We start from the raw sequence: 25,608 nt of genomic DNA, 5'->3' as shown, positions 1-25,608 counted from the left end.
CCTCCAGGCAATCTGTGGAGGAAGGTCTTCGATGGCGAAGCTGAGTGACACGACGCGCCGCGACTTTCTGTCTTGTCTGGCGGGCGCCGGCGTCGCGCTGGCTACCCCGCGCACGCTGTTCGGAAACACGCCGTCGGTCCAGGAGACGCTTCCCACCCGACCGATCCCGGGAACGGAGGAGACGCTGCCCATCGTCGGCTTCGGCTCCTCGAAGCCCGTGCTCGAGATCCCGACCGAAGGGACGGAGCCCGTGGCGGGCGTGATCCGCGTGCTTCTCGATCACGGCGGCCGGGTCGTGGACACCTCGCCGCGCACGCCGGAGATCGACGCGGAGTTCGGCACGGTCCTGACGGCGCCGGAGTTCAGCGGCCGCCTCTTCGTCGCGACGAAGATCAACACGGACGGGGAAGCCGCGGGCATCGAGCAGATGCGGCAGAACCAGCGGCTCGTCGGAAGCCGCACCCTGGACCTGCTCGAGGTCGAGAGCATGCGCGACCTGGACGTGCACTGGCCGAACGTGCTCCGCTGGAAGGACTCCGGCGAGGCGCGCTACATCGGCGTCACCACCTCCAGCATCCCCCAGCACGAAGCGTTCGAGTCGTTCATGCGGACGCAGCCCCTCGACTTCGTCCAGGTGAACTACTCGGTGATGGAGCCGAACGCGGAGGACCGTCTTCTGCCGCTCGCGCAAGATCTCGGGCTCGCCGTCCTCATCAACCGCCCGTTCATGAACGGCAGCTACTTCGGCCGCGTGAGCGGACACGAGTTACCCGAGTGGGCGGCGGAGTTCGACTGCGCGAGCTGGGCGCAGTTCTCCCTCAAGTACATCCTGGCGCACCCCGCCGTGACGTGCGCCCTCACGGAGACGACGAACCCGGACCACATGACGGAGAACATCGAAGGCGCCTTCGGCCGTCTGCCGGATGACGCGACGAAGCGCCGCATGAGGGAACTCGTCCAGGACTTCTGAACCCCTGATCCGCGTCCCGGACTTTCCCGCGGGAACGTCCTACTCCGAAGCAACGTCGAGGATCTCTCCGTCACGGAGTACGGCTTCGTCGTCGATCCATACGGTTGGGGCCCGCGCGATGGCATCGAAGTGGGTCTTGGCGGAGACGGTGCCGCCGAGGTTGGCGGAGGTGCCGATGCCGATGTGGACGGTGCCGTTGACGCCCTCGTCGTTGAGCATCTCGCCGGTGAACTCGGTGCAGGCCGGGTTCAGGCCGAAGGCGAACTGGGCCAGGTTGTAGACCCAGCGGTCGTCCTGCCGGGCCAGGAGGTCCGCGAGGAATTCGGCCTGGTCGCCGCCCTCGACGTCGGTGACGAAGCCCTTCGAGATGCGGAAGGTCACGGGGTCGCGGATCGGGCCCACGCCGTAGTAGGGGATGCTCCCGTCGCAGACGAACACGCCTTCGGCGGCGCCCTGAGCGGGGGCGCAGTTCGCTTCGATGTTGGGAACCGCGGAGAAGCCGGGGCCCTCCAGGAGGCAGCCGTGGCTGTTCCCGGTCACGCCTGCGAGGCTCATGGTGAGATCGGTGCCGGCGGGGTTCGTCACCCGCAGGCGCTCGCCGGCGGTGAGACTCGCCGCGATGGCGTCGCATAGCGGCTTGCGCGCCCGAAAGTCCGTGAACAGCCCGCCCTCGCGCATCATCCGTTCAGTGAACGCCGTCATCGAGAGAACCCGGGCTCCGGCGCCTATTGCCTCGCGCACGGCGCGGGTGTGGGCCAGCGCCAGCGTCACGGGCAGGAAGGCGACGTCGGCGGCCGCGAGCGCCGCGGCCACCGCGGGTCCCGGCTCCTCGTTGTCGATCGACCGCTCGGGCGGGACCACGATACTCGGGATGGCGCCGGCCTCAAGCGCCGCGTCGGCGACGGCCCGGGCGATCGTCATCCGCTCCGGATCCGTGACGATGACGACATCCTCGGCCTCCCGGACGCCGGCGCACGTCCGCACCAGGATCTCCGCACCTTCTCTCATGCCGGCTCCTGTCTCATGTCACCACCCGCTTCATGCCAGCACCTGCTTGTCCCGCTGCACGACGCGGCCGTCGACGGCGATGGTGGGCTCCCACATGAGGAGATCGTAGTGCGTCGGCGCCACGATCTCCCCTCCGAGGGTGTGGCTCGTGCCGATGCCGATGTGGATCGTGCCCATGACGCCCTCGTCCTCGAGCATCTCTCCGGTGAGCCGGGCGTTCGGGTTCAGGCCGACGCCCAGTTCGGCGACGTTGAAGCAGTGCGGGTCCGCGAAGGACTCCAGGTGCTCGCGCAGGAAGTCGGCCTGCGCCCCGCCGGTCATTTCGGCGATGGCGCCCTCGCGCACGGAGCAGACGATGGGCTCCTCCAGGATGCCGATGCCGAGGTAGGGGACCGAAGCGTCCATGATGAGCGTGCCCTCGGCCGAACCCGTCACCGGCACGACGTTGACCTCGATATCGGGGACCGGGGCCAGTTCTCCGGGTTCCGGGATGTTCGTGAGCACGTTGGCGACGCGACCCTCGATCCCGAAGCGGAGATCCGTCCCGCGCCGGGAAGTAAGCCGCACCGACTCGCCCTCCGTGAACGCCGCACCGAGGCGGCGGCAGACATCGGCCTGCGCCGCGAAGTCGGTCTCGAGCAGCGCGGGGCTGGTCATGATCGCGTCGGTGTACGCCGTCATCATGCAGACGCGCGCCCCCGCGTCCAGAGCGGCCCGCATCGCTCGCGTGTGCGTGATCGAGATGCGCACGGGGGAAAAAATCACGGCGGCCTCGGCCATGGCCCGGGCGACCGGCGGAGGCGGCTCCTGCCCGTCCTGATTCCGCATGGAAATCATGCACACGGTGACGTCGGCGCCGGCGTCGCGGGCGGTCCCCGCCACGGCATCCGCGTACCGCCGCATCGTGGGATCGGTCACGATCACGACGACCTCACCCGGCTGCACACGCCCGTTCACATGCACGAGCCGCTGCGCTCCCGGGGTCAGGTCCACGCCCGCCTCGGTCGCCGTCCCGTCAGCCACGATCCCTCGCGAAGAACTCGTCGAAGCGGCCGTCGAAGATGATCGCGGTGTAGCCGTCTCCGGTCGTGTTGGTCGCGGTGCGCAGCATGTCGGGGATGCCCCCGGAGAGCGCGATCCAACTCGCGATGAACTCGCCCTGCGCCTGACCTTCGAGCCCCAGCATGCTCGCGAACAGCGTCGCGCTCCACAGCGCCGTCCCCATCCCGGCGGGGAGCCCGGGAGCGGCGATCGTGAACAGGACGACGGCGGGCCAGGCGGCGAGCATCATCATCCAGCTCAATTCCAGGCCGAACACATGGCTCACGACGAAGGGTCCGTATGCGACGTAGGCCAGCGCGCTGGCGTCCAGGTTCGCGACGGCGCCGAACGGGAGCACGAAGTCGGCCACCTCGTCGCGGACGCCGATCTTCTTCGCGTTGGCGAGGTTGACCGGGAGCGTCGCCAGCGACGAACACGTGCCCGCGGCGAAGACCGCAGTCGGCACGTAGTACTCGCTCAGAACGGGCCCCACGGGCCGGCGTCCGACCCTCCGCACGAGCACGAACGTGTAGAACGCCCACCAGACCAGGACGAGCGCGCCCGTATAGGCGGCCATCGTCAGATAGTGCGACAGCCCCAGGCTCGCGCCGAAGCGCACGCCCAGGGTGATGCCGAAGGCGAGGATGAGCGGGAGCATGACGTAGGCCAGCTTCCCGCCCGCCTTCTCGATCGAGTCGGCGATGCTCCGAAGCACGCGGTAGATCGGATCGTGCCGGGCGCCGAAGGCTCCGAGCAGAACTCCGGCGAGGATCGCGAGCAGCGGCCACGAGGCTCCGCCCTCCCCGAGGCTCCGCAGCATGGCCGCGGCTTCGGTCCACACACCCCGGTCCCCGGCGGTCAGCGGGATGCGAAAGATCGTGGCGGAGGTCACGACAGCGATGAGCCCGGCGACGGTCGACGTGAAGACGTACCAGAGGACGACGGCGCCCGCGAAGCGCCCGGCGAGCCCGCGCCGAATCAGCGTGGCGATGGCCGGGCTGAGGGCGGCAAGGATCAGCAGCGGCACGACGGCGACCACCCAGGCGATGAGCGTGGCCGTGGCGTCGGCCACCGGCGCGAGCGGCACGGGGAGGAACCCGCCCGCGGCCAGACCCGCCACCAGCGCCAGGATCGTCCAGACGTACGCGGGGACGTTACGCCTCCGCCGCCCTCGGGCCGTCACTCCGTCGAGTGTCGGCGAATCCGGGCGCGCAACATCTCGAAGTAAAGCCTGTCGGCGGTGACGATGGGAGCGGACTGACCACCCTCGAGCAGGAGATCTCGAAGGAGCTGACGGTCTGCAGCGCGCAAGATGTTGATCGTGTTCATGGGCGAAGCGTAGTGTCTTCAGGAAAAAGTTGGCAACGCTGAGATCGTCTGCCTCACGCCGCTGAACCCCGGAGGGCCCCATGGATCGCCCGTCACCGCCTCTTCCGCGCCGCCGCTTTCTCCACCTGACCGGGGTCGCCCTGGGCCTCGCCGCGACCTCCGGCTGCGCGACCGCCGCGAGGACGCGCAGTCCAGGCGCTGGCCTGTTATCCGCCGCCGGCACCGCCGACCGCACCTGGACTCCCGAGCGCTTCGACCCGTGGATCGAACTCGACCGCGCCGCCTGGACCCACAACGTCCGCGAGGCCGCGCGGCTGGCGAGCGGCCGCCCCATCCTCGCGGTCGTGAAGAACAACGCGTACGGCCTGGGCGACCGTGCGGTCGGGCCGCTCCTCGCCGGGATGCCCGAGGTGGGCGGCATCGCCTCCGTGCGCGTAGAGGAAGCGCTCGCCATGCGCGAGGAAGGCGTGACCAAGCCCATCGTGGTCATGGCCGAGGGATCCGAGGATGAGATCGAGGAGCTGGCGAGGCACGACGTGCTCCAGTCCGTGTGGCTGGACGATGCGCCCGCGCGGCTGCGGAGCGTGTCCCGGCGACTCGGCCGTCCCGTGCCCGTCCAGCTCTTCATCGATACGGGGATGAACCGGGAGGGGATGCCGTACACCCGCGCGCGCGGCTGGATCGAGGAACTCGTGCAGAGCGAATACGTCGACGTGAACGGCACCTACACCATGTTCATGCACGATCTCGACTTCAACCGGGAGCAGCTCGCGCGCTTCGAGGAACTCCTCGCATGGGCCCGCGGGAAGAGCCTCCCCCTCGGCACCCTCCACGCCTCACCCTCCTTCGAGCTGTTCAACCTGCCCGAGGCGCACTACGACATGGTGCGGCCCGGGAACGCGCTGTTCGGAAACCACCTTTCCGGCGGCGAAGGCGCCCGGGACATGGCCGACCTCAGGCCCGTGTTTCGCATGAATGCGCGCGTGGTGCGGGTCGAACGCCTCGAGCCGGGCGACAGCGCGGGCTTCCGCCACACCTTCACCGCCGACCGGGCCACCTGGGTGGCGCTGCTGCCGGTCGGCCGTACCGACGGCTATCCGTCCGAGGCGAACGGGACCTGCGAGGTACTGATCAACGGCCGCCTGTACCCCGTCGCCGGAGGCGTCAACTCCGCGCACACGATTCTCGACATCGGTCCGGAGAAGACGGTCGAGGTCGGCGACGTCGCCACCCTCGTCGGCCCCGACCATCCGTCCGTGCTCCCCCACACCGTCGCCGAGCGGACCGGCCGCGGCTTCCTCGGCATCATCCAGGCCATGAACGCGCGGCTCCCGAGACGAGTGGTGTAGGGCCGGGAGTCCCTCCCCGACGCAGCCTGCGAAGAGCGACGTGTCGGCAGGTGTTTGCCAGTCCGAAGGATATTAGCTAAGCTAAGTCTAGCTAGATTTCATGCGGACAAGGAAGGACGGCCTCCGTGAAGGTCAACATGCATGAGGCGAAGTCACAGTTGTCCCGCCTGGCCAGGCTGGCGCGGGAAGGGGAAGATGTGGTGATCTGCAATTCGGGACGACCGTGGGTGCGCCTGACGCCCTACCGGGAATCCGTCGAACCTCGACAGCCGGGAGGTCTCGAGGGTCAGATCGTGATCGGTCCGGACTTCGATGACGACGACGACGAGATCATTGCGGCGTTCGAAGACTCCCCGATCTTCCCGAGCGCTGACTGAGGGTGCGGCTGCTGCTCGACACGCACGCCTTCCTCTGGTGGGTGTCCGACTGGGACCGGATCGCCGAGCCGGCCCGGGACGCCATCTCGGATCCCGGCAACGAAGTGTTCGTGAGCGCCGTCTCGGGCTGGGAAATCGGGACCAAAAAGGCCAAGGGCCGGCTTACGGCACCGGACAACCTGGCGGACGTGGTAGAAGAAAAGCGGTTGGCGCACCTTCCACTGACGTTCGAGCACGCGGAGCGGGCCGCGACGCTGCCTCCGCACCATCGTGACCCGTTCGACAGAATGCTCATCGCCCAGGCGCAGGCGGAAGGGTTGGTTCTGATCACGCGAGACGCGCGGATCCCCCTCTACGACGTGTCTACGATCAGGGCCTGAAGCTGTAGCGGGTGGGCCGCTCACCCGCTCCCGGTCAGCTGCAGCGCTCCGCGATGGCCGCGATCGCGGCGTCGATCTCGTCGCGGGTGTTGAAGAAGTGGACGGATAGCCGGAAGTCGCGCTCCTCTCGCACCGGGGAGGCGAGGATTCCCTCGTCTTCGCGCAGGTCGTTGTAGAGCTGCGTGGCGTCGCATCCCTCGGGCAGTTGAACGACGAATACGCCTGAGCGGTCGGGGCGCGCCCGGGGGGACGACACGCCCAGCCCGTCCGTGCGGTCGACAATCTCGATCGCGTGGTCGACGAGCGACTGGATCCGGCCCTCGATCCTCTCCAGGCCGATGTTCTCCATCCAGTCGACGGCGCGGGCGAAGCCGGCGAAGTCGGCCAGCGCGCGGGTGCCGAACTCGTAGCGGGCGGCGCTGGGGAGCAGGGTGTACGCACCCTCGTAGTCCATCGTCGCGTGGCTGTGGGAGCCGGCCCAGCTGAGCTGCACGTCGTCGAGCATCTCCCGGCGCACGAAGAGCGCGCCCGTGCCCTTGGGACCGAGCAGCCACTTGTGGCCGCAGGTCGAATAGCCGTCGCAGCCGAGGGCGCGGAAGTCGGTCGGGACGCAGCCGGGGCCCTGCGCGCCGTCGAGGTGGTAGCGCACGCCGCGCGAGCGCAGCAGATCGCCCAGTTCCGCGGACTCGTCGCTCCGCAGCGTCCGTCCGTTGTTCCGCGACACGTGGCTGATGCTCACCATCCGCGTGCGGTCGGAGAGCCGGTCGCGAACCTCGTCGATGAGTACGGTTCCGGGGCTCAGGTCGATCTCGCGGATCGCGATCCCGAACCGGTCCCGGAGGACGTACCACGGGACGACGTTGGCGGGGTGTTCCGTGTTGGAGATCACGACCTCGTCCCCCGGCTCCCAGTTCAGGCTCCAGGCGACGATGGAGATCCCCTCGGAGGTGCTGTGCGTGAGCGCGACCTCCTCGGTCTCGGCCCCGAACACGCGCGCCAGTTGGGCCCGCAGGTCGGGCTCGATCCGCGCCATCTCGTCCGCAATACGGGGTTCCGCCGGGCTCCGGTTCTGGAAGACGAGTCGTTCCTGGACGTGGTCGATGACCGCGTTCGGGGCGGGGCCGATCCCGCCCGTCTGGAAGTACAGACTCTCGGTCGAGGCGGGGATCTCGGCCCGCGCGCGGGCCACCCAGGCTTCCTGCGGGCGACCCGGACCGTCGGACCGCGAACCCGCGTCGGCCGACGAGTGGGTCCCAGGGTCGGGGATCGCGCCATCCCGTCCGGCGTGCAGGGCGAGCCGCCCCACGGGCACGATCGGGGCCAGCGCCAGCGCGCCCGCGGACCGGCGGAGGAAGCTGCGTCGACTCGTGTTCATTCCGGATCCTCGTCGCTGAGGATGAGCCAGCGGAGTCTCCTGTCGCTCACCTGGCGGCGGAGGGGCGCGGCGGCGCGGTAGAAGACGAGCCCCAGCGCCGCCCAGACGACGAGGACGATCCACTCGGCGGGAATCCGGCCGCCCGCCCCGTGGAAGGGTTCCCAGATCGAAGCGCCGAGCAGCCCCAGCGCGACGACGGCGCTGAGATACAGGAAGCCCCGGCCGCCGGGCACCGTGTAGGGTCGCGGGTGGTCGGGGCGCGTCTTCCGCAGCCGCAGGACCCCGAGCACGACGACCAGGAAAACGATCATTGCCGAGATCGCGGCGCCTCCGACGATGACGAGGATGGCGTTGCGGCCGAACAGCGCCCCCACGCTCCCCATGACGGCCACGAAGAGGACGGCGGCGGAGGGTGAGCCGTAGCGGTCGTGCACCTTGGCGAGGCGGTGGGGGATCATGTGCGCCCGAGCCATGGCGAAGACGATCCGCGTGGAGGCGAAGAAGATCGCGTTCCACGTCGTGATCAGCCCGCAGAGCCCGGCGAACAGCACGATCCGGCCCAGAAACGGCGAGCCGAGGGCGGCCTCGATCGCCGCCGCGGCCGGAAGTTCGGATGCGAGCAACTCCGCACGGGGCATGCTCATGGCCGTCGCCAGAATCACCAGGCAATAGAAAACGAGCGCGAACAGGATCGACGCGCCCATGACCCGCGGCAGGAGCCGCAGCTTCGCGCCCTCCTCCACCTCCTCCATCGCCTGTGGAATCGTGTCGAAGCCGGCGAACCAGAACGCGGCGGTCCCGAGCACGATGCCCACGCCGATCAGGGCTGCCCCCGGCGTCGTCCCCGTGAACGTGGGATCGAGGTTCGCGACGCTGCCGCCCACCACGCCGGCGATCACGAAGATCATGGTGAGAATGATGAGCCCGGCGGTCATCAGATCCTGGAACCACGCGGCCGTTTTTCCGCCGCGGTAGTTGATCAGCGTGATCGCGGCCATCACGGCGAGTCCGAGAGCCAGGCTCCACAGCCGCACCTCCTGCCCCAGCAGCGTGTAGATGACCGGACCGCCGAACCCCGGGACGAGAGCCGACACGACCCATTCCACGGAGATCGCCTCGAAGGAGGTCGTGAAGATGTAGGAGAAGGCGAGGAACCACGCGGCGGCGAAGCTCCAGCGCGCCCCCCACGCCTCGAACACGTACGCGACCTCGCCGCCGGTGACCGGGTACGCGGCCGCCATCTCCGAGTAGCAGAGCCCGATCGCGAGCATGCCGAGGCCGCCGACCACGAAGGCGATGATGGCCCCGATCGCGCCGGCGCCGCTCAGCCACGCCCCCATGACCGTGATCCAGCCGACCCCGATGATGGTGCCGAAGGCGAGCGAGAAGAGCGACCGAAGCCGGATCCCTCTCCCGAGGACCTCCCGCTCGCCGCCCGCGTCCGGGGACGCCGGCTCGGTGATGGGCTCGGTCATGGGCTCAGCCGTACTGTGAGGGGGTTGAAGAGAGGCCCAGCATCTCGCGCGCCTGCGCGGGCGTGGCGACCTCGCGGTTCAGCTCGTGCGCGATCCGGACGGCGCGCTCCACGAGCTGGCGGTTGCTCTCCACCTTGTGGCCGCGGCGGTAGTAGATGTTGTCCTCGAGGCCGACGCGGACATGTCCTCCCATGAGGGTCGCGAGCGTGGTCATCGGGAGCTGGTGCGGTCCGATGCCGGAGCAGAGCCAGACGGAACCCTCCGGGAACTCGCGGACCATGTTCACGACGTTGTCGACGGTCGGCCAGCTCGACGTCTGGTAGCCCATCACGGTCTGTACCCAGTAGGGCGGTTCGATGAGGCCCTGCGCCATCAGGTCCCGGATCACCCACCCGCAGCCGGGGTGGTACGTCTCGAGTTCGGGCTTGATGCCGCGCGCCTTCATCTCCGCCGCGAAGTGTGCGATCTGCTTGTAGGAAAAGGGCGTGCAGTCGTCGAAGTCGATCGCGGGGCGGGGGTGCGTGTACTCCTCCCCGCGCGGCTTGAGTTTGAACTTGCCCATGTCCGGGGCGAGGTTCAGCGACGCGACCTCGGGGTTGGCGTCGAGGCAGGACAGGCGCTGTTCATCGTCCATCCACAGGTCGCCGCCAGTCGTGTTGTTGATGATGATCTCGGGGCAGCGTTCGCGCAGGCGGCGGTTCGCTTCCAGCCACACTTCCGTCGTCGTCGCCCCCTTCCACAGCGTCCCGGGGTCGCGGGCGTGGATGTGCACCATCGAGGCGCCCGCGTCGTACGCCTCGCCGACGGAGTCGGCCAGTTCCTCGGACGTCTCCGGGAGGGCGTCGTTATACTCCTTGCCCTGGATGCCGCCGTTCGCGGCCAGGCAGATGATGACGGGGGGCATGCCGCCGGCGACCCTGTCCATGTAGGCGTAGGGGTCGCCGTAGTTCCAGGTTGTGGTCATCCGCTCCTCGGAAGGCTGTGACGGCTGTGTTCGTCTCGGGAGGTCGTTCCCGGTCCTCCGGGAGCCTTGACCATCTCACACCGATTCACAAGAGGATGCCATGTCCGGCACGGAGCGCGTCGCGGGGATCGTAGCCATTATCGGCGCGGGAACGATGGGACGGCGGATCGCGTACGGCTGCGCGGTGCGGGGGGTGCGCGCGCGGCTGCAAGATGTCTCGGAAGAGGCGCTCGCCGGAGCGATCGAAGATGTGCGCGCACTGCTCGAGGCCGCGGACGGGGCGGACGGGCACGGGGCCGGCGCGACGCATGGGCACGTGGAGGCGTGCCGGGATCTCGAGGACTGTGTGCGGGAGGCGGACTGGGTCATCGAGACGGTCCCCGAAGACCTCGAACTGAAGCGTGTCGTTCTCGGGCAAATCGGCGCGGCGGCGCCGGCGGACGCGTTCATCGCCTCCAACACCTCCTCGCTGCCGGGATCGTGGCTGGCGGAGTCGACGGGCCGTCCGGGGCGGTTCACGAACATGAACTTCGGCACGCCGGAGGATCTCAAGGTCGAGGTCATGGGACACCCCGGCACCGACCCCGCGACGACCGACGCGGCAAAGCGGTTCCTGCGCCGGCTCGGCCTCGTGCCGATCGTCGCCCGCCGCGAGATCCAGGGCTATCCGACGAACCGGATCTGGCGCGCCGTGAAGAAGGAGTCGCTGCACCTGATCGCCGGCGGATACCTGAGCGCGGAAGAGATCGACCGGGCGTGGATGCTCGACTGGGGCACGCCGCTGGGGCCGTGCGGACTCATGGACGTCGTCGGACTCGACGTCGTGCGCGACATCGAGAACGTGTACTACGAGGCCTCCGGAGACCCGTCGGACCGGCCGCCCGGCTTCCTCGACCGAATGATCGAGCGCGGGGAACTGGGCGTGAAGTCCGGGAAGGGGTTCTACACCTACCCGTCGCCCGCCTTCGAGCGGGAAGGCTGGCTCACGGCCTCTGATGACTGACGCGGCGGACGCCTGGCCTGCCAGGGCTGCGGGCTGAGGGCTACCAGGTCACAACGCCGTCACGGCCGACCCGCAGTTCGTCGCCGGTCTCGACCTGATCGAGCAGTTCGGGCCCCAGCCGGTCCACGCACACGATCGGCGTGTCGAGCCAGACATCGGCCAGGATGAGCCCCCCGGCCGTGAGCGGATCCACGTCCCCGGGAAGGAGGAGTCCGGCGGGGGCGAGGCCGAGTTCGGCGATGCGCTCCCAGCAGGGTCCGGCCGACGTCGAGCCCACACAGAAGGGCGCGAGGACGATCCGTCCGGTGAGCGGCTCGCCGAAGAGTTCGGTGTTCTGCGGATCCCCGCACACGGCCGTGTCGATCCCGCCGTCGAACTGGTCGCTGAAGCTCGCGAAGGGGTTGAACCCGACGCGGGACACCGCGGCGGGCGCCGCGATCTCGCCGGCGATCAGCGCCCGGCCCTGAAGGCAGGGCATCAGGCGCGATCCCGGATGGAGGTCCGTGAGGAGGCCCCCGGGGAGGGCGCTGCGGCACCCTGGGTGCTGCCCGTCACCATCACCCGCAGGAGCGCCTCGTCGTCGAGCATGTACACGTTCCGGCTGTAGTAGCGGAGCTTGTTCGAGTTCGTGACGACGCAGGCGGGCGCGAGGATCGGGTCCTGCATGAACGCCTCGAGACAGAAGGAGCCCACGTGTCCTCCCGCGAGGGCGAGGGTCGCGAAGCCCGGATGTTCGGCGCGGAAGCGGGACACCACGTCGGGGGCCGCGACGAAGACCGTCTCCACCGCGAGGCGGTCGCGCCCGGCGTTGGCGAGTTCGCCCTCCACGGCATCCGTCCACGCGCAGAGCTGGTCGTAGGTGAGGTGCGGGCAGCCGAGCAGGACCTTGTTCGGCCGCAGCTCCTCGACCGGGCGGTGGGCGCGCAGCGACGCCCCGACAGACTCGATCCGCCCTTCGTCGATCGTCAGCCGGCGGGCGTCGTCGCGGATGAGCCGCCGGCCGTACCGCTTCGCCTCCACGGTGACGCCTTCCACGTGAAAGAGGCCGACCCCGCCCCCCACGGAGGCGTTCGTCCCGAAGTCGCGCAGGAACTTCCCGCTGGCGGGGTGCTTGCCGCCCTCGAGCATGTCCGCTAGGCCCGTCACCCAGGGGATCCCGTCGCCGACCTCGCGCCCGATGAGGTAGCCGAGCACCTGGCCGTTGATCGGCCCCTCCGCCTCGACCTCGACGAGCCAGTTCGCCCGCCGCCCCTCGTCGGTCAGCAGGCCCGCGAGCGGCGTCTTGCCGACGACGTTGGAGATGAGATCGATGATTCCGGGATTCCGGTGCGTGCGCGCGCCGATGACGGAGTTCGCGTACACCACCGCGGAGGACTCCGCCCACGCGACGATCTGGCCGTACGAGGGCCGGTTCGCCACCTCCTCGAACCACGGCGTGCAGGTCAGCCCGCCCGCGTCGCGCAGCCCCAGCTTCGTGAGCGCCTCCCGGTAGCGCACCTCCATCGGGTACGCGCGGGCGAGCCGCTCCCGCTGCTCGTCCGTCAGATCCGACAGCGTCTCGTTGAGGATCGTGGCCGGGTCGGCCGTGAAGGGGAGCGCGGCCCGAACCCCGGCGTCGACGAGCGCCTCGAGGAACTCCGTTCGCGCCCCCACGCCGGGCTTGGACTCCGGGATCACGAGGTGCCCGGGACCCTCCACCGGCACGAGCCGCTCCGCATCCATCGCCGCGCCGAAGCGGACCATGGTGAGGAGGAGCTTGCGGGGGATCTCCCCCCGGCTTCCGTCGAGGACCTCTCGCTCGTCCCGTCTCAGATCCATCGCACCGTCGGTTGTCACCTGCTCGGATATGGCCCCGTCAAAGGCGTTCTCGTCGGAGGTCGGGGTTGTTCCGGGAGCCTTGGTCGACCGGTCGGGATTCACAAGGGCCGGCGCATGTACGAAGATCTTCGTTGACGAGGCGGACTGAACCACGTATCCTTTCGTACGAAGATGTTCGTATATGTTTGGGCGGGGACGTTGTCTGAAGGAGGTGAAGCCTTGAGGGATCCGACATTCAGCGACCGGGAGCTGGACATCATGAGCGTCCTGTGGCGCCGCGGGTCCGGCTCCGTGAGCGAGGTCATGGAGGCACTCGAGGATGAGGTCGGCTACACGACCGTTCTCAAGATCCTCCAGATCCTGGAGAAGAAGGGCGCCGTCCGGCACGAGGCGGAGGGGCGCGCCTATCGATACTTCCCGCTCGTCGCCTCCGAGACGGCGGGAGAGACGGCCCTGGCCCGGATCCGGGACAAGATCTTCGGCGGGTCGGCGGAACTCGTCCTCGCCCAACTCATCTCGGGCCGGGAAGTGTCGCCGGAGGAACTGGAGCGCATGCGGCGGATCCTCGACGACCTCGAGGAGAGCGAGCCATGACTCTGGCCACGATGATGTACGGGCTGATTGTCGCGGGCCTCGTCGGCGGGGCCGCGTGGTGCCTCGATCGGGGTCTGCGGGCCCACGGCCGACCGACCCGGTGGGTCTGGCTCGGCGCCCTCGGGGTCGGCGGACTGGCTCCGTTCTTTCCCCGATTTCTTCCCGCCGCCGCGGCCACGAACGGTCCCGGACCGTTCGCGCTCCCCGTTCGCGCCCTGTACGAACTCGGAACTCCGGCGCCGTCGCTCCCTGAGCAAAGCCGGAGCTTTCTCGGCGGGGTCGGGCTGGAGGATTCTCTCGGAGCCCTCTGGATCGCGGGTTCCATCCTTGTCCTCATCCTCTTTTCTCTGCTCTGCCTCCGCCTGCGGCGGTTGCGCGCGACGTGGGAACCGCGGGACGTCTGCGGCGAGGAAGTTCTGCGGTCGGAGAGATTCGGGCCGGCCGTCGTGGGGCTGATTCGGTCCCGTATCGTCCTTCCGTCGTGGACCTTCGAACTCGGCGAGAGGGACATCGAGATGGTCGTGCTCCACGAACGGGAGCACGTGCGGGCCCGGGATCCCGCTCTGCTGGCGACGGGGCTCCTGCTCGCGTCGCTCTCACCCTGGAACCCCGCGGTCTGGTGGTCCCTCGTCAGGCTCCGGCTCGCGGTGGAAGGAGACTGCGACCGCCGTGTCCTAGCCTGCGGCACCCCCGTCCGAAGCTACGCCCGGCTGCTCCTGGCGGTCGCGGGCGGGAGTCGGCGGACCCCGGAGCCGGTACCGGCCCTGATCCGCGGCGGACGCCCTGTCATGGAAAGGAGACTCATGATGATCAAGACCTCGACGAAGAAGCCGCGAGTCCGGGCTTCCATCCTCACCGCCGCCGCCGGATTGGGCCTGTTCGCTCTGGCCTGCGACACGCCGATCCCGCAGAGCCCGGCCGAGCCCGAGCGCGCCTCGCGCCTGGAAGGCGTCGTCAGCGCGGAGGGAGTCGCTGGCTGGAACAGTCAGGAAGTGGAGGTCAGGGAGGTGGACGGGGATGGAACGCCCCTGGTCCACTCGGGGAAATGGGCGGTCGATCCGGAAGGTGGCGTCGGGTACGTGAACGAAGACGGAATCTTCCAGGCGATCGAGCTTGATCCGGAAGCCAAGGTGCGCCTCCGCAGGACGATCGAGCAGCTCGAGCGCGTCAAGCGCGAGGTCGAGATTACGCACGATAGGCTCACTGAGCACCTGCGAGCGGGCGACATCACGAAGGAGGAATTTCCCGGGGATTCCTGGCTGCTTCTTGAAGGCGTGCTGGAGCGCTTCGGGGAGTGGGCTCCCAAGCTGGAGGAGTTCACCACCGAGTTGGCCATGGAGGTTCGCCGGCTCCACGCGGCCGTCGAGGCAGGCGAGATCACGCACGACGAGGCGGAGCGAATGCTGCGGACCCACGCGGAGGCCAGCAACGCCCGTCTGCGCTTGCGCGACAAACCGCGCTGATCCGCGACCGCAGCAGTCCGTGGCAAGAGCCTCGCTGCGTTCGAGCGGCGCTGCATCTCGCCTGAACCGCTGCGCTACTGCGTCGGTCCTTGGTCACATAGCGCTGCAAGTCGGACGTGCCAAGGCCGATGGTATCTGGCACTCCAAGGCTCCCACGGCGCGGTTCGTCCACATGCGGATCAGTGCGGTCTTGGAATGGGCTATCGCCATGGAGTAGCGGACCGACAACCCGTGCGACCGGATCCTTCACCTGCTGGGTCCGCAGCACGATGTCGTCACCCACCACAAGGCTCTGCCTCATGGGGAGGTCGCCGCGGCCATCGAGCGCGTGCGGGCGTCGGATCCGTCGAGGGTGGACACGTTGGCGTTCGAGTTCATGGTGCTGACGGCGGCGCGGGGCGCCGAGGTCCGTGGCGCGGTGTGGAGCGAGATGGACCTGGACTCGGGCGTGTGGACGATTCCGGCAACCCGGATGAAGACCGGGCGGGAGCAGCGGGTGCCGCTGTGCGGCCGGGCGCCGGAGATCCTCGAGCCGGCCCGGAAGCTGGAGGGCGGCAGGAGCCAGTCGTGTTCGTGAACGAGCGCAGCGTTGCGCTGGATGGGAAGCGGCTGAACCGTCCGCTAAAGAAGCACGGGATCGAGGCGGTGCCGCACGGGTTCCGGTCGTCGTTCCGGGACTGGGCGGCGGAGAAAACCGATCATCCCCGGGAGGTGGTCGAGGCGGCGCTGGCGCACGTGGTCAAGTACAAGGTCGAAGCCGCCTACCGGCGCACGGACCTGTTCGAGCGTCGTCGTCGGCTGATGGACGACTGGTCGGTCTATTTGACACGGGGAGCGCAGAGACGCGGAAGCCTAGCCGGCCAGCTGATCCGCGGGCGTGCGAGCGTCCAAGAAGACTGGGGCGCTATACTGTCCTTCCCGGTGCGACCGTGCTAAGCCTGACTCCACCGACGGAACGGGTCTTGCGGTCGCGGTCGCTTGTAGGAGGTGCCGATGTTCCGTCTCACGTCGCGCAAAACGCTGCTTCTTGCCGTCGTGATCGTTCCGCTTGTCGGAATCGGCTTCTTCACGGGGCTCATTCCCCGCACTACCTCTAGCAACCCCACCTGCGAGATACGACGGAACATTCTTGCCATGATCGACGAGAACCGGGATCAAGAACATGTCGGTGTCCTCGTGATTGCTTTCGTGGGTGCTGACGACGCCGCCAGAAAAGCCGGTTGTCCCGATTGCCGGGCGCTCAAGGGCTTTCGAAGCGCTCGGGACTCCTTTGAATCATCCACCGGCATGAAGCCCAACGAACTTCTCCGGGGGAGAATCCCAGACCGCGCCGCCCTTGGGGTACCGGCGCTCCAAGTGATGGCGCGAGAACTCGCCGATGCCACGAAGGTCTGCTGGAGGTAGAGGATGAAGAAGGAAGGTCTCGGACAAACCGCCGCGATCATCGGATTTGCGATTCTATTCTTCTACACCGTGAGCGCTTGGGACGGTGTGGGTCACAGACTCGACAGGATGGAATCGCGGATGGATGAACTGGACGAAGCCGCGCTCCAAACTGGCCTGGTCCTCGATCAATTGTGTCAGATCACGAACCCCGAGGCCGTGCCTCAGCTGAATCTCGATGACCCCTGTGAAATGCGGGCGTATGTCCGTGCTTTGGTCGATTCGGTGCTTGTCAGCGATGGAGCGGAAGCTGCGAGGTAGTTCCCGGGAATCAAACCGTTCGCTTTCATCCTCGACAGCTCGTGTTGACGGATCTCCCGGCATGAGGCCCCCGCAGATATGGTCGGCCCGAGCGCTCGCTGAATTTGGGCGTCGGGTTCCCGTCGATACGGGATACGCTGATCAGGGTCCACGCCGGCGCGACATCAAGGGTTATCGTTCGAACCCGCCCCCGCCGAACTCGGGGCCTCGGGGCTGGGGCGGCGGCCGTACAATGCGGGTGATGCTCGGGCTGCGCGCCCGCCCCACGTCCCCTCGCGTTCCCTAATCTCCTGCGCCTACTGCTCCGCGTCCTGCAACACCCTTCGGTAGTTCTCTCTCACCTTCCGTTCGATCTCCCGGGCGCTTTCGCCGTGTGCCTTGCCCAAGGCGGCCCGCTCGCGCTTGTGGTATCGGTCGAGATCCTCGCGCCAGCCCTCAACCAGGTCCTCCCGGCCCCGAGCCGCCCCGACGAGTTCCCGCAACGAGCGCTCGATCCGCCAGATCCGGAGCCGGCCGCGCACGGTGCGGCTCTCCCGTTCGAGCCTCTGCCGCATCTCCTCCTGCCGCTTGTGCAGTTCGGCCCATTCCCTCCGCGCCCGACTCTTGAGCCGCCAGAACCCCAGCCACCGCCCGTCCTCGACCTTCTCCCAAGCCCGCGCCTCGGCGCGCCGCCAGGCCTCAATGTCGACCCGTACCTCCTCGCGCGGCGCCCTCGCCCGCCGCGCCCGCCCGGACAGCATCCCCTCGCGGCGGTAGCGCGCCCAGTTAAGCGGCCGCTCCCACGGGTTGCGAACCACCTCCCGCCCCGCCCGGCGCCGCTCGTTGTTCTTGACCCGCTCCTCGCACCGGACCCGGCCCTGCTCTCGCTCGTAGCCCTCGGCCCAGCGCGACAGCCGGAGCTTGCTGTTGCCGAGCTTCGCTGCCTTCCCGGTCTCCGGATCGACCCAGTTCGCGATCACATGGACATGCGGGTGTCGCGTGCCGTGGTGCGCGACGATCAGCGCCTCGCGGCCCTCCAGCCCCAGCGCCTCCAGACTCCCGTCCCGCCGCCCGGCTCATCTCCTGCCGTGGACGTCTCGTCCCTCGCCCAGCTGAGCGAGTGTGCAGGACCGGCTTCGCCAGCTTCCGCCCGCCGGGCGCGCCGCCCGCCAACGGCTTGAGGCCGGGGGCCGTCTTCGCGGTGACGGCCATCAGCCGCGCGGCCCGCTCCGGCCGGACCGTCGCAAGGTTCCGGGTGTAGGTCCACCCGACCCGCTTCGAGGTCTTTGGACGGCGGTTGTCCGGCGCCGGGGCATCGTGCAAGGCAGTACGCCGCGACTCCGGCGAACGAGCGCCCCAGCCCGTTGATCTTCGGGATCATCGATCCAGCGCCTCGCCGGTCAGCAGACCGGCCGCAAGTTCGGCCCCTCGCTCGACCGCCTCCAGCGTTCCGGCCGGTGCCGAGGCCCCGGAGTTCAGGGCGCGGGCGATCTGGTTGAGGTTCACGCCGATCCGGTGGAGTTCGACCCACTCCCTGGCGCCGAGACGGTGAACAGTCGCCGTATGGACCGGCTGCCCCAGCGCCCTCCGGCGGATGTAGCCGCCCTCCGTCATGCAGGCCGCCGCGGCCCGCTCGGCGATCTCTGCGGCCTCAGCAGTCGTGACGCGAACGCAGATCGTGCGGCTCCGGCGTTCGACCTCGGGCTTGCGGGGACGGACCATGTCGGGGCGGCCTCCTTTGGTGGCGCGCGGACGCGGATGTCGTTCCGGGGTCCGGGGGATGCCCCCGGCCAGAGGTTTTCGTAACGCGAAAACACATCTGGCTCCCCGGAGAACCGCAAGCCGCGGGCCACTGAGCGGCGACCCGTCGCTCTCCCCCCAGGCGGAGATGTCGGCTGCCCCGGAGGCATGATCCACGCCCTCGGCGCGGGAGCCAACGCGCGGAATATCAGGTCGTCGAAATCGCCGTAACGTACAGTCAGGGGACCGTTTCGGGCGGTGTCAACAACCCCCGAAATGAGCCGTCCCGGAGGCGAACCGGCCTCCGCCAGCGGTGCCTCCCGCCGCCACCGTCCAACTGGTGTCGAGAGAAGCGAAGAGCTCCTTGACCGCGTTAGAGGAGCGGTTGACGATGGCGTTGCGGAGGTTATCCGCGCAGGTGTCGGGATGAGCGCGGGTGCGGCAACGGCGGCAATCCGAGATCAAGGCCTTGCGGTGGCGTGTCGAACGGCTGAGGTAGGAGAACCAAGCGTTGCTGCGGCGAATCTAGCGGCTGGACGGGCCAGTGACACGCTCGTCCGAGCACGACGGGACATCCGGTGCCCGCGAGACCCAGCGGCCCGCTAGACCTGACGCGCCCCGGCGGTCGAGACCGCAACGCCGGTCCAAGCCGTTGACGGGGTTCCCCGAATCCCGTGCACAGGGCGGGCATCCCACGGGGCGCGGACCCTCTTCTGCGCGCCCCCCCAAAGTCGCCCCCCGGCAGCTCACCTCTCCACGGTGTGGGAGCCGGTTCGCTTCTGCCAGAGACACGAGAGTCGCACGGCCCTCGGCTGGGTACAGCCCCCCCGCCACACGATTCACGGTGGCAACCGCCGCGAACAGATTAACGACCGGAGGATGCGGCCGGACGTGTGCCAAGGCTGCCGCGATCTGTTCTTACGAGCGGTCCGATCGGCTCCGAGTAAGCCATAACGCATCACCGTGCGGCGCTGCTTTCGCCATCTTCATGGAGGGAGCACGAACTTGCTTACCCGAATAGACGGTGAGAAGGCCTTTCAGTTGCTCCTTAAGTTCCCTCGCTGCCTCTGCGCGCATGATATCACCAGCGGTAGCGTAGTTGGCCTCGCGCCGCTGGGCATGCTCAAGCAGTATCATTAGATACCTGTCAACCCATGGGCTCGCGATCGGTGTGCGCTCCAAAATCGCCACCAGCACAGACCAAGCCCCGAGCATCGCGAGGGGTAACCACCACGCGTGGAGAAAGCTAATCCCTATCGCGACGAGCGGCATTGTACCACCGAGCATCCCTATGGTACTTGGCCAACCATCGGTGAGTGCGTCCTGTAGACCCCGGGGGCAGGCGTCAACTGCTTCTTCTGGAGCCAGGGCCTTTCCCGCCCACAAGCCAGTGCTCTGAAGACGTCCCGAAAACGGAGAGAACAACGCAGCTGCGATCAAGAGACTTGCTGAAATCCAAAGCCACATAGGTCCTCTTGGTTCCCATGCCTTTGCTATCGCCACGGACACTTCGCCTCGAAGATACCAGAACTCGACCGATAACGTACGAGTCTAGTTCCGCGCGGGAAGGCCTCGCGTGTTAGAATCAGCCGGACTGACGATCCCAGCGCGGGAGCACGTCCCCGACCCTCAAGCCGCCATTGACCAGGCCTCACCCCCCAAGGCTCTCCCTCGACAAGGGGCATGATTCGATGAGCGATTTCGATGAGGGCGTCATTCTGCGGGCTCACCGGTTCCGCGCCGAATGGGTCGGGTATCGGCTCGAGCGCGGCCATTGCATGGAAGGCGAAGACGACCGCGCGGATCGTTGGTACGCGGTGGCCGCGTCCCGGACGGTCTCGACGGCTGCCGACCGGTCGGGACCGGGGTTCCGCACGATCGAGGCGGCGGCGGACGAAGCCGAGCGGCTGGCCAGCCAAGAGGGTGGCTCCGCGTAGACGCCGCAGGAAGCCGCTGGGACGGCAAGCTGCTGAACCGGCTGCTTAGGAAGCACGGACGGAGCGGGAGCGCGGGCCGCGCGCCAAAGACTAGAGAAACCGTGTGGTCGTTGGGAGAATGGATCGAGGGCAAGGATGCCGGCAACCTTGCGGCTAGCCCGAGCGGCTATGTCCGCAAGTCCATGATCCACGGGAATCCACGTTCGCCAACGTCCAGCGGGATCGCACGGAATCCCGTTCAGGAATAGGGGCGTAAAGAGGGGATGAGGACTGCAGTTGTTGTTATAACATATTGTAACATATGTTAGTTACCCTAAATCATGCAGAATAGCGCTGCTATGCTCCCTCGTCGCTCCTTGTCAGGCGAGCGCTTCACCGCTCGCGGCGCTGACGCTGCGTTTTGCCACGGACTGCCAGGCCTGGGGACCGTTGCGGCCCGGCGTCCCCGGCGGCACCGTAATCCCGTTCGGTCGCGCCTCCGAGCCCTGACCCGCCGGTCACGCCCGGAGGCGCGAGTTGCGGGACTCCGACCCGGAAAGACACATGACTCCGACGCGCCGCCTCGCGGTATCGTCCGCCGCCGTCCTGACCCTGACCGCCTTCGCCCCCGCCCCCACGGTCGACCTCGTCCCCGCCCTCGCGTGCGATCAACTGACCGCCATGTCGTGGAGCGGCTTCGTCCTCGATGAAGTGTCGGAGGTCGAGGCCAACGCGAACGACCCGGCGCACTGCCGCGTGCGGGGGACGATCGACGAGGAAATCCACTTCGAACTCCTCCTCCCGCTGGCCGAGGACTGGAACGGCCGCTTCCTCATGGGCGGCGGCGGCGGGTTCGTGGGGAGCGTCCAGAACCAGGCGCTCCAGTTCGCGGGGCCGGTCTCCGTCCTGACTCGCGGGTTCGCCACGGTGGGGACGGACACGGGACACCAGGGCCCGGGCATCGACGCGAGCTGGGCGCTGGACCGGCCCGACCGCGAGGTGAACTTCGGCCACCGAGCGGTGCACGTGACGGCGGAAACGGCGAAGACGATCGTCCGCCTCTTCTACGGCCGCGACATCGAGTACTCCTACTTCATCGGCTGCTCGCGCGGCGGCGGCCAGGCGATGATGTCGTCGCAGCGCTATCCGGACGACTTCGACGGCATCGTGTCCGGGGCGCCCGCCTACGACTGGCCCGGCCTCGGCGCCTTCTTCCTCCAGACGCAGCAGGCGCTGTATCCCGATCCGAACGACCTCGCGACGCCGGTCATCACGGACGAGGCTGCGGCCATCCTCGAAGCCGCGATTCTCGAGGCGTGCGACGGGAACGACGGCGTGGAGGATGGGTTCATGACGAACCCCATGGCATGCGACATCGACATCGCCGCGATCGAGGGACTGACCGACGAACAGCGGGCGGCCGCGGAGATCATCTACGGCGGCGCCCGCGCCGGAGACCGGCACGTCTACCCCGGCTTCCCGTTCGGAGGCGAGACGGATCAGGGCGGGTGGAAGCTGTGGGTCACGGGACGGGAGATGCAGTTGGGCCCAGGCGGACCCAACCTCCACTACGCCTTCGGCACGCAGATGTACAAGTACATCATCTTCGACGACCCGGAGTTCGACTACTCCACGTACGACTTCAGCGACTACTTCTCGTGGGAGGAGGACACGCGCCGCGCCCGCGCGATCCTCAACGCGACGGACACGGATCTGACCGCGTTCAAGACGGCGGGCGGCAAGCTGATCCTGTGGACCGGCTGGTCGGACCCTGCGATCCCCGCCAGCGGAACCATCGCCTACCACGAGGGCGTGGCTGCGGGCGACGAGGAGGCGGACGACTACACGCGGCTGTTCATGCTGCCCGGCGTGCTGCACTGCGCCGGCGGCCCGGGACCGGACTTCGTGGACTGGATCGCCGCGATCCAGTCGTGGGTCGAGGAGGACGCGGCCCCCGAGCGGCTCGTCGCGACGAAGTTCGGCGAGGGCGAGAACGGCGTCGAGATGCAGCGGCCCGTGTGCCCGTGGCCGGCGTACGCCGCCTACAACGGCACCGGAGACCCGAAGCGCGAAGACAGCTTCCAGTGCGTCGCTCCGTAGGCTGCGATCGCGGCGGTCGGCACAGGAGTTCCTGGCAGAGGTCGGAGAAGTCGAACAAGGGAGTGATTCGATGAGCGAAGTCACGCTGAGGGTCAACGGAGAGACCCACTCGCTGGACGTGGAACCCTCGACCCCGCTGCTCTACGTCCTCCGGAACGATCTCGGACTCCGCGGGCCCAGGTTCGGCTGCGGCCTCGGCCAGTGCGGGACGTGTACGGTGCTCATGGACGGCCGTGCGATCCGCTCGTGCATGCGGCCGGTGTCCCGCGCCGAGGGCGAGATCACCACGCTCGAAGGGCTGTCGACGGCCGGCGCACTGGATCCCGTCCAGCAGGCATGGATCGACGAGCAGGTGCCGCAGTGCGGTTACTGCCAGAACGGCCAGATCCTCACCGCCAAGGCGCTCCTCGACCGCAACCCGGACCCCAGCGACGAGGAGATCCGGCAGGGGATGAACGGCGCCCTCTGCCGCTGCATGACGTACTACCGCATCCAGTCCGCCGTGAAGCGCGCCGCGGAGGCGATGGCGAACGGAGCCGGCGGCGCCAACGGGGTCAACGGCGCCAACGGCGCTGACGCGGCCGGTGGGGAGGTGGACCGGTGAAGCGCCCGGCGGAGTTGTCCGCGAGGCTCGACGACGCGCTCGCGCGGTGGGACGGGGGCACCTCCCGCCGCGACTTCCTGAAGACCTCGGGGCTCTTCGTCCTCGGCTTCAGCAGCGTGGGTTTCAGCGGCGGGCGCGGCACCGGTGTGGCGGGGCTCGGCCGGAACGGCTCCGGCGACCCCGGCGAGGCGAACCCGTATCCGGACCCGGACTTCCTCCAGCTCGACTCGTGGCTCGTCGTGCACGAGGACGGCACGGCGACCTTCTACGTCGGCAAGACGGACGGCGGGCAGGGGACCGGGACCGCCATGCGCCAGATGATGTGCGACGAACTCGACCTCGCCTACGACCGGGCCACGCTCGTCATGGGCCGCACCGACATGACGGTCGACCAGGGCGGATCGGGCGGTTCCGATGCCATCGAACGTGACGCGCTGCCGGCGCGGCGGGTCGCTGCCGAAGCGCGGCGGGTCCTGCTGGAGCTGGCCTCGGAGCGTTTTGAGGTCCCCGCCAACGAACTCACCGTCAGCGAAGGCGTCATCTCCGTGGCCTCGGATCCGGCGCGAACGGCCACGTACGGAGAACTGATCGGCGGACGGCGCTTCGACGTCGCCCTCACCGGACGGAACGTCAACGAGACCACCGGCCTCGCGTCCGTGAAGCCGGTCGAGGAGCTGAGGATCGTCGGGCAGTCCCTACCGCGTTACGACATCCCCGCGAAGGTCGAGGGATCGCTCGAGTGGGCCGTTGACGTCAAGCTCCCCGGCATGGTCCACGCGCGGAACGTGCGGCCGCCCTTCGCCGGCGCGCGGCTCGTCTCCATCGACGAATCCTCCGTCCGCGACGTCCCCGGCTTCATCCGCGTCTTCCGCGAGGGCAACTACGTCGCGGTCGTCTGCGAGCGGGAGGAACAGGCGATCCAGGCGGCGGAGGGCCTCGCGCTCGAGTGGGAGAAGCCGGAAACGGCCCCCTTCCCGTCCTCCGAAGACCTCTTCGACTACATGCGCGGCGCGACTCCCGTGGGCGCGGGCACCGGTGGATCTCCCCGTCCCCGCGCGGAAGGCGCCCCCGACGCGGCGCTGGCGGGCGCGGCCACGATCGTCGAGGCCGGTTACGACATCCCGTTCCAGGGGCACACGGCGATCGGCCCCGCCCACGCGCTGGCCGATCCCTCCGATGGGCAGATGACGGTCTACACGAACGACATGAAGCCCTACAGCCACCGCACCGGCATCGCCGAGTTTCTCGGCATGCCGCCGGAGCGGGTGCGTGTGATCTGGATGGAGGGTCCGCAGCTCTACGGGCGCACGGCGGCGGACGACGCCGGTTTCGAGGCGGCGTACCTGGCACGCGAGGTGGGCCGCCCCGTTCGCATGCAGTGGATGCGGCACGAGGAGACGGCGTGGGATACGAAGGGTCCCGCCTTCGCCATCGACCTGCGCGGAGGCCTCGACGAGGCCGGAAACGTGGTCGCGCTGGACTATCATGCGCGCATCGCCAACTACGCCCACGTCGGCTACAACCAGGCCGACACCGTGCTCATCGCCCAGCTCATGGGAATCCGACCCGACCGGCCGTCCCCCGGCGGCGGCCGAGGCCCGGACGAGATGTACCACATCCCGAACCGTCGCGAGGAGACGCGGGCGGTCCGCTTCCCGCTCGCCTTCGAGACGCCGCTCCGCACGGGAAACCTTCGCGACCCCAACGGCCCGCAGACGACCTTCGCCGGGGAGTCGTTCATCGACGAGATGGCCGCGGCCGCGAACGCGGACCCGGTCGAGTTCCGCCTCCGCCTCCTGAGCGGGACGACGGAGGACGACGCGACCTTCCGCCGGGCCCGCTCCATCGCCGTCGTCGAGGCGGCGGCCGAAGCGTACGGCTGGGAGCCGAGGCCCTCACCCCGTGCGCCGGGTGGCGGACGCATTCTCACCGGGCGCGGGATCTCCTACGCGTACCGCGTCCAGACGACGGTCGCCACGATCGCGGAGGTGGAGGTCGACAGGGAGAGCGGCCGCGTCTGGGTGAAGCGCATGGTCTGCGCGCACGACTGCGGCCTCGTGATCAACCCGGACGGCCTCGAGAACACGATCCAGGGGAACCTCCTGCACGGGATCAGCCGGACCCTGTACGAGGAAGTGCAGTTCGACGGCGAGAGGGTCACGAGCGTCGACTGGCGCACGCACCCGACGATCACGCACCGGGACGCGCCCGAGCGGATTGACGTCGTGATCGTGAACGGCGATCCGAACCCCGACCGACCGGACCTGCCGCACTACGGGGCCGGCGAGCCCTCGCACCGCACGGTTCCGGCGGCCGTCGCAAACGCAATCTTCGACGCGACCGGCGTGCGCCTGCGCCGCATCCCCCTGCGCCCCGAGCGCGTCCTCGAGGAACTCGCGGCGGCAGGGATATAGGCGCT

The 25,608-nt window shown here is 68.7% G+C and carries 25 protein-coding genes; 15 read left to right on the top strand and 10 right to left on the bottom strand.

Annotation, left to right across the window (positions count from 1 at the left end; translation table 11 throughout):
* The first annotated feature begins 31 nt into the window (after nucleotides 1–31).
* Complete coding sequence (locus RN729_RS07655) at nucleotides 32–970, top strand: aldo/keto reductase (RefSeq protein ID WP_310783328.1); 939 nt, start codon at nucleotides 32–34, stop codon at nucleotides 968–970.
* A gap of 39 nt (nucleotides 971–1,009) precedes the next feature.
* On the opposite strand, the gene RN729_RS07650 is transcribed toward RN729_RS07655, so the two are convergent.
* From RN729_RS07650 to RN729_RS07640, 3 genes are read right to left on the bottom strand one after another with little or no spacing between them, the layout of a single operon-like run.
* On the bottom strand, nucleotides 1,010–1,978 hold the full coding sequence (locus RN729_RS07650) for an aminopeptidase (RefSeq protein ID WP_310783326.1): 969 nt from the start codon (nucleotides 1,976–1,978) through the stop codon (nucleotides 1,010–1,012).
* 30 nt (nucleotides 1,979–2,008) lie between these two features.
* The gene (locus RN729_RS07645) at nucleotides 2,009–3,001 is read right to left on the bottom strand and encodes a hypothetical protein (protein WP_310783324.1); all 993 of its coding nucleotides are present in this window, start codon (nucleotides 2,999–3,001) and stop codon (nucleotides 2,009–2,011) included.
* On the bottom strand, nucleotides 2,994–4,202 hold the full coding sequence (locus tag RN729_RS07640; RefSeq protein WP_310783323.1) for a cation:dicarboxylase symporter family transporter: 1,209 nt from the start codon (nucleotides 4,200–4,202) through the stop codon (nucleotides 2,994–2,996). The genes RN729_RS07645 and RN729_RS07640 overlap by 8 nt, the downstream gene beginning before the upstream one ends.
* Nucleotides 4,203–4,428: 226 nt before the next feature.
* On the opposite strand from RN729_RS07640, the gene alr reads away from it, so the two are divergent.
* From alr to RN729_RS07625, 3 genes are all read left to right on the top strand, one after another.
* On the top strand, nucleotides 4,429–5,697 hold the full coding sequence (gene alr / locus RN729_RS07635) for an alanine racemase (protein ID WP_310783321.1): 1,269 nt from the start codon (nucleotides 4,429–4,431) through the stop codon (nucleotides 5,695–5,697).
* 125 nt (nucleotides 5,698–5,822) lie between these two features.
* Complete coding sequence (locus tag RN729_RS07630; RefSeq protein WP_310783319.1) at nucleotides 5,823–6,074, top strand: type II toxin-antitoxin system prevent-host-death family antitoxin; 252 nt, start codon at nucleotides 5,823–5,825, stop codon at nucleotides 6,072–6,074.
* Between the two features lie 2 nt (nucleotides 6,075–6,076).
* Nucleotides 6,077–6,454, top strand: a complete 378-nt coding sequence (locus RN729_RS07625; protein WP_310783317.1) for a type II toxin-antitoxin system VapC family toxin — start codon at nucleotides 6,077–6,079, stop codon at nucleotides 6,452–6,454.
* A 34-nt stretch (nucleotides 6,455–6,488) separates the two neighbouring features.
* On the opposite strand, the gene RN729_RS07620 is transcribed toward RN729_RS07625, so the two are convergent.
* From RN729_RS07620 to RN729_RS07610, 3 genes are read right to left on the bottom strand one after another with little or no spacing between them, the layout of a single operon-like run.
* Nucleotides 6,489–7,829 (bottom strand): aminotransferase class V-fold PLP-dependent enzyme, encoded by a 1,341-nt coding sequence (locus tag RN729_RS07620; protein WP_310783315.1) that lies wholly within the window; start codon nucleotides 7,827–7,829, stop codon nucleotides 6,489–6,491.
* A complete protein-coding gene (locus tag RN729_RS07615; protein WP_310783313.1) occupies nucleotides 7,826–9,304 on the bottom strand; it encodes an APC family permease in 1,479 nt (492 codons plus the stop codon). Before RN729_RS07615 ends, RN729_RS07620 begins: the two co-directional genes overlap by 4 nt.
* A 4-nt stretch (nucleotides 9,305–9,308) precedes the next feature.
* Nucleotides 9,309–10,268, bottom strand: a complete 960-nt coding sequence (locus tag RN729_RS07610) for a 3-keto-5-aminohexanoate cleavage protein (protein WP_310783312.1) — start codon at nucleotides 10,266–10,268, stop codon at nucleotides 9,309–9,311.
* A 100-nt stretch (nucleotides 10,269–10,368) separates the two neighbouring features.
* Here RN729_RS07610 and RN729_RS07605 point away from each other — a divergent pair, with 100 nt between their 5' ends.
* The gene (locus RN729_RS07605; RefSeq protein ID WP_310783310.1) at nucleotides 10,369–11,271 is read left to right on the top strand and encodes a 3-hydroxyacyl-CoA dehydrogenase NAD-binding domain-containing protein; all 903 of its coding nucleotides are present in this window, start codon (nucleotides 10,369–10,371) and stop codon (nucleotides 11,269–11,271) included.
* Between the two features lie 40 nt (nucleotides 11,272–11,311).
* Here RN729_RS07605 and RN729_RS07600 read toward each other — a convergent pair whose 3' ends face one another.
* Both RN729_RS07600 and RN729_RS07595 read right to left on the bottom strand, forming a co-directional pair.
* A complete protein-coding gene (locus tag RN729_RS07600) occupies nucleotides 11,312–11,749 on the bottom strand; it encodes a DUF126 domain-containing protein (RefSeq protein ID WP_310783308.1) in 438 nt (145 codons plus the stop codon).
* Nucleotides 11,749–13,089 (bottom strand): aconitase X, encoded by a 1,341-nt coding sequence (locus RN729_RS07595; RefSeq protein WP_310783306.1) that lies wholly within the window; start codon nucleotides 13,087–13,089, stop codon nucleotides 11,749–11,751. The genes RN729_RS07600 and RN729_RS07595 overlap by 1 nt, the downstream gene beginning before the upstream one ends.
* A gap of 219 nt (nucleotides 13,090–13,308) precedes the next feature.
* Between RN729_RS07595 and RN729_RS07590 the strand changes: the two genes are divergently transcribed.
* From RN729_RS07590 to RN729_RS07565, 6 genes are all read left to right on the top strand, one after another.
* A complete protein-coding gene (locus RN729_RS07590; RefSeq protein WP_310783304.1) occupies nucleotides 13,309–13,683 on the top strand; it encodes a BlaI/MecI/CopY family transcriptional regulator in 375 nt (124 codons plus the stop codon).
* Nucleotides 13,680–15,146, top strand: coding sequence for a M56 family metallopeptidase (locus tag RN729_RS07585; RefSeq protein ID WP_310783302.1), 1,467 nt, complete (start codon nucleotides 13,680–13,682; stop codon nucleotides 15,144–15,146). The genes RN729_RS07590 and RN729_RS07585 overlap by 4 nt, the downstream gene beginning before the upstream one ends.
* A 241-nt stretch (nucleotides 15,147–15,387) precedes the next feature.
* Entirely contained in the window at nucleotides 15,388–15,723 is a 336-nt protein-coding gene (locus RN729_RS07580) for a tyrosine-type recombinase/integrase (protein WP_310783363.1), read from the top strand.
* A complete protein-coding gene (locus tag RN729_RS07575; protein ID WP_310783300.1) occupies nucleotides 15,714–16,082 on the top strand; it encodes a hypothetical protein in 369 nt (122 codons plus the stop codon). Before RN729_RS07580 ends, RN729_RS07575 begins: the two co-directional genes overlap by 10 nt.
* A gap of 57 nt (nucleotides 16,083–16,139) precedes the next feature.
* Nucleotides 16,140–16,550 (top strand): hypothetical protein, encoded by a 411-nt coding sequence (locus RN729_RS07570; RefSeq protein WP_310783298.1) that lies wholly within the window; start codon nucleotides 16,140–16,142, stop codon nucleotides 16,548–16,550.
* 3 nt (nucleotides 16,551–16,553) lie between these two features.
* The gene (locus RN729_RS07565) at nucleotides 16,554–16,850 is read left to right on the top strand and encodes a hypothetical protein (protein ID WP_310783296.1); all 297 of its coding nucleotides are present in this window, start codon (nucleotides 16,554–16,556) and stop codon (nucleotides 16,848–16,850) included.
* 296 nt (nucleotides 16,851–17,146) lie between these two features.
* Here the strand turns inward: RN729_RS07565 and RN729_RS07560 are convergent, their stop codons facing one another.
* Both RN729_RS07560 and mobC read right to left on the bottom strand, forming a co-directional pair.
* Nucleotides 17,147–17,869, bottom strand: coding sequence for a relaxase/mobilization nuclease domain-containing protein (locus RN729_RS07560; protein ID WP_310783361.1), 723 nt, complete (start codon nucleotides 17,867–17,869; stop codon nucleotides 17,147–17,149).
* A gap of 337 nt (nucleotides 17,870–18,206) precedes the next feature.
* A complete protein-coding gene (mobC, locus tag RN729_RS07555; protein ID WP_310783294.1) occupies nucleotides 18,207–18,551 on the bottom strand; it encodes a plasmid mobilization relaxosome protein MobC in 345 nt (114 codons plus the stop codon).
* Nucleotides 18,552–20,260: 1,709 nt separating this feature from the next.
* On the opposite strand from mobC, the gene RN729_RS07550 reads away from it, so the two are divergent.
* From RN729_RS07550 to RN729_RS07535, 4 genes are all read left to right on the top strand, one after another.
* Nucleotides 20,261–20,506 carry a hypothetical protein gene (locus tag RN729_RS07550; RefSeq protein WP_310783293.1) on the top strand — a complete coding sequence of 82 codons (246 nt, stop codon included), beginning with the start codon at nucleotides 20,261–20,263 and terminating at the stop codon, nucleotides 20,504–20,506.
* A 543-nt stretch (nucleotides 20,507–21,049) separates the two neighbouring features.
* Nucleotides 21,050–22,585, top strand: a complete 1,536-nt coding sequence (locus tag RN729_RS07545) for a tannase/feruloyl esterase family alpha/beta hydrolase (protein WP_310783291.1) — start codon at nucleotides 21,050–21,052, stop codon at nucleotides 22,583–22,585.
* A 70-nt stretch (nucleotides 22,586–22,655) separates the two neighbouring features.
* Nucleotides 22,656–23,189 carry a 2Fe-2S iron-sulfur cluster-binding protein gene (locus tag RN729_RS07540; protein WP_310783289.1) on the top strand — a complete coding sequence of 178 codons (534 nt, stop codon included), beginning with the start codon at nucleotides 22,656–22,658 and terminating at the stop codon, nucleotides 23,187–23,189.
* Nucleotides 23,186–25,603 (top strand): molybdopterin cofactor-binding domain-containing protein, encoded by a 2,418-nt coding sequence (locus tag RN729_RS07535; RefSeq protein ID WP_310783287.1) that lies wholly within the window; start codon nucleotides 23,186–23,188, stop codon nucleotides 25,601–25,603. Before RN729_RS07540 ends, RN729_RS07535 begins: the two co-directional genes overlap by 4 nt.
* Nucleotides 25,604–25,608: the final 5 nt, after the last annotated feature.

It is taken from the genome of Candidatus Palauibacter polyketidifaciens, assembly GCF_947581785.1.
GTDB classification, from domain to species: domain Bacteria; phylum Gemmatimonadota; class Gemmatimonadetes; order Palauibacterales; family Palauibacteraceae; genus Palauibacter; species Palauibacter polyketidifaciens.
Note: the sequence above shows the minus strand (reverse complement) of the source record. Positions and strands in the feature narration are given on the sequence as shown.

What these genes read in the sequence shown, in the direction of transcription:
- RN729_RS07655 (WP_310783328.1), top strand. Translation starts at nt 32, where the DNA reads ATGGCGAAGCTGAGTGACACGACGCGCCGCGACTTTCTGTCTTGTCTG.
- RN729_RS07650 (WP_310783326.1), bottom strand. Translation starts at nt 1,978, where the DNA reads ATGAGAGAAGGTGCGGAGATCCTGGTGCGGACGTGCGCCGGCGTCCGG.
- alr (WP_310783321.1), top strand. Translation starts at nt 4,429, where the DNA reads ATGGATCGCCCGTCACCGCCTCTTCCGCGCCGCCGCTTTCTCCACCTG.
- RN729_RS07620 (WP_310783315.1), bottom strand. Translation starts at nt 7,829, where the DNA reads ATGAACACGAGTCGACGCAGCTTCCTCCGCCGGTCCGCGGGCGCGCTG.
- RN729_RS07615 (WP_310783313.1), bottom strand. Translation starts at nt 9,304, where the DNA reads ATGACCGAGCCCATCACCGAGCCGGCGTCCCCGGACGCGGGCGGCGAG.
- RN729_RS07610 (WP_310783312.1), bottom strand. Translation starts at nt 10,268, where the DNA reads ATGACCACAACCTGGAACTACGGCGACCCCTACGCCTACATGGACAGG.
- RN729_RS07605 (WP_310783310.1), top strand. Translation starts at nt 10,369, where the DNA reads ATGTCCGGCACGGAGCGCGTCGCGGGGATCGTAGCCATTATCGGCGCG.
- RN729_RS07600 (WP_310783308.1), bottom strand. Translation starts at nt 11,749, where the DNA reads ATGCCCTGCCTTCAGGGCCGGGCGCTGATCGCCGGCGAGATCGCGGCG.
- RN729_RS07595 (WP_310783306.1), bottom strand. Translation starts at nt 13,089, where the DNA reads ATGGATCTGAGACGGGACGAGCGAGAGGTCCTCGACGGAAGCCGGGGG.
- RN729_RS07585 (WP_310783302.1), top strand. Translation starts at nt 13,680, where the DNA reads ATGACTCTGGCCACGATGATGTACGGGCTGATTGTCGCGGGCCTCGTC.
- RN729_RS07570 (WP_310783298.1), top strand. Translation starts at nt 16,140, where the DNA reads ATGTTCCGTCTCACGTCGCGCAAAACGCTGCTTCTTGCCGTCGTGATC.
- RN729_RS07565 (WP_310783296.1), top strand. Translation starts at nt 16,554, where the DNA reads ATGAAGAAGGAAGGTCTCGGACAAACCGCCGCGATCATCGGATTTGCG.
- mobC (WP_310783294.1), bottom strand. Translation starts at nt 18,551, where the DNA reads ATGGTCCGTCCCCGCAAGCCCGAGGTCGAACGCCGGAGCCGCACGATC.
- RN729_RS07550 (WP_310783293.1), top strand. Translation starts at nt 20,261, where the DNA reads ATGAGCGATTTCGATGAGGGCGTCATTCTGCGGGCTCACCGGTTCCGC.
- RN729_RS07545 (WP_310783291.1), top strand. Translation starts at nt 21,050, where the DNA reads ATGACTCCGACGCGCCGCCTCGCGGTATCGTCCGCCGCCGTCCTGACC.
- RN729_RS07540 (WP_310783289.1), top strand. Translation starts at nt 22,656, where the DNA reads ATGAGCGAAGTCACGCTGAGGGTCAACGGAGAGACCCACTCGCTGGAC.